The organism is Methyloceanibacter marginalis (genome assembly GCF_001723295.1).
GTDB lineage: Bacteria > Pseudomonadota > Alphaproteobacteria > Rhizobiales > Methyloligellaceae > Methyloceanibacter > Methyloceanibacter marginalis.
The window spans coordinates 1-1,946 of record NZ_LPWD01000251.1 but is presented as its reverse complement, the minus strand read 5'-3'; the positions used below and the strand labels follow the sequence as shown (position 1 = coordinate 1,946).

The following is a 1,946-nucleotide window of genomic DNA, read 5'->3' as shown; positions in this document are numbered from 1 at the left end:
TCGGCATCGCGCTCGGCATGTTCAATCTCGACAATTCCATCCGCGATTTTGCGCGCGCCTCGATGAACTATGGGCTGGCGCGCAACATGCCGGTCTACCTCTCCACCAAGAACACCATCCTCAAGGCCTATGACGGGCGCTTCAAGGATCTGTTCGCCGAGATCTACGAGACCGAGTTCAAGGACGCCTTCAAGGAGCGCGGGCTCACCTACGAGCACCGGCTGATCGACGACATGGTCGCCGCGGCGCTGAAATGGTCGGGCGGTTATGTCTGGGCCTGCAAGAACTATGACGGCGACGTGCAGTCCGACACGGTGGCGCAGGGCTTCGGCTCGCTCGGCCTGATGACGTCGGTGCTCATGACGCCCGACGGCAAGACCGTGCTGGCGGAGGCGGCGCACGGCACGGTGACCCGGCACTTCCGGCAGCATCAGGAGGGCAGAGCCACCTCGACCAATTCGACGGCGTCCATCTACGCCTGGGCCGGGGCGCTGAAGCACCGGGCCAAGCTCGACGGCAATGACGCGCTCGCCCGCTTCGCCGAGACGTTGGAGAAGGTCGTGGTCTCGACCATCGAGTCAGGCTTTATGACGAAGGACCTGGCGCTCCTGGTCGGCGCCGACCAGGCCTGGCTGACCACGGAAGGCTTCATCGACAAAATCGGCGAGAATTTGCGCGCGGCCGTGGAGAAGCGCCAGGCGGCCTAGGCCTTCTCGCCTGCGGGCGCCTTGCGCGCCGATTTCCGGGCGGGCGGAGACGCGTCGATCTCGGTGCGCTTCTTTGCCACTTCGCGGATGTGGGTCATGATCTCGGGATGGCGGCGCGTCAGCCGCGCCAGCGCCTGGCTGTCGAGCACATAGACGCGGCAGCGCGACTTGGCGATGACGTCGTGCTTGTGGCGGCGATGCTCCAGCAGCGCCATCTCGCCGAAGAAATCCCCCTCCTTCAGGCGTCGTGTTCCGGCCGCGGCGACTTCGACGACGGCTTCGCCGCTCGCGATCAGGAACATGCCGTCGCCCACGTCGCCCGCGCGCACCATGGGCACGCCGGGCAGATAGCTCCGCGTGTAAAGCAGCTTGGTGATCTCGGCGATCTCCGTCTCGTCCATGCTGGCGAAGAGTGGCACACGGGCGACCATGGACCAGGTGACCACGAATTGATGGCGGTTCGATTCTTGCGAGAAGCCGGTGGCGATGATGGCGATGGGCAGCGCGAACATGCCGACGCCGAGCAGCATGACGACGCCGCCGAGCATCTTGCCCAAGGGCGTGACCGGGACCACGTCGCCATAGCCGACCGTGGTGAGGGTGGCGAGCGCCCACCATGCCGCCGCCGGCACCGACCCGAAGGCCACAGGCTGCGCCTCGCGCTCCAGGAAATACATGCCGGTCGAGGCGAACAGGAGCAGCACCAGCATGATGAGCAGCGCGCCGAACAGCGCGCGATACTCGTCCGCCAGCACGCGGCCCAAAGTCTGGAGCGCCGGCGAATAGCGCACGAGCTTGAGCAGCCGGAACAATCGGAACACCCGAAGGATGCGCAGATCGATTGGATAGATCCAGTGCACGTACCACGGCGCGAAGGCGAGCAGGTCGATGATCATCATCGGCCGGGTGGCGAATCTGAGCCGCGCCCGCCATGGCGGCATGCGCGACAGCATCGGGATCTCCACGCAGCTCCACAGCCGCAGCAGATACTCCACGGTGAACACGGCGACCGAGAACAGATTCAAGGCGTCGAACCACGGGCCATATTCGGCGGCGACGGAATCGACGGTCTCGGCGGCAAAGGCGACGGCGTTCAGGACAATCAGCGCCACGATGAACGCCGTCACCGCATGCGCCGCCGGATGGGCGTCGCCGCCCACCTCCAAGATGTCGTGGACCTTCCTGCGCCAGTGACGCCAGACGGTCTCCCCGGCCATGGCCTAGCCGTGCCCGGCGCGG

General features: G+C 66.0%; 2 protein-coding genes. One reads left to right on the top strand and one right to left on the bottom strand.

All coding sequences use genetic code 11. The features are described 5' to 3' along the window. Positions 1-707: NADP-dependent isocitrate dehydrogenase (locus AUC71_RS09770; RefSeq protein WP_083238248.1), on the top strand; the 707-nt coding region annotated here is incomplete at its 5' end. Here AUC71_RS09770 and AUC71_RS09765 read toward each other — a convergent pair. Further along, positions 704-1,924 carry a cyclic nucleotide-gated ion channel gene (locus AUC71_RS09765; protein WP_069624113.1) on the bottom strand — a complete coding sequence of 407 codons (1,221 nt, stop codon included), beginning with the start codon at positions 1,922-1,924 and terminating at the stop codon, positions 704-706. The two genes, AUC71_RS09770 and AUC71_RS09765, sit on opposite strands and share 4 nt — an antisense overlap. Between the last annotated feature and the right edge of the window lie 22 nt (positions 1,925-1,946).

Excerpts from the sequence above, each read along its gene's own strand:
- AUC71_RS09765 (WP_069624113.1), bottom strand. The coding sequence starts at position 1,924 with ATGGCCGGGGAGACCGTCTGGCGTCACTGGCGCAGGAAGGTCCACGAC.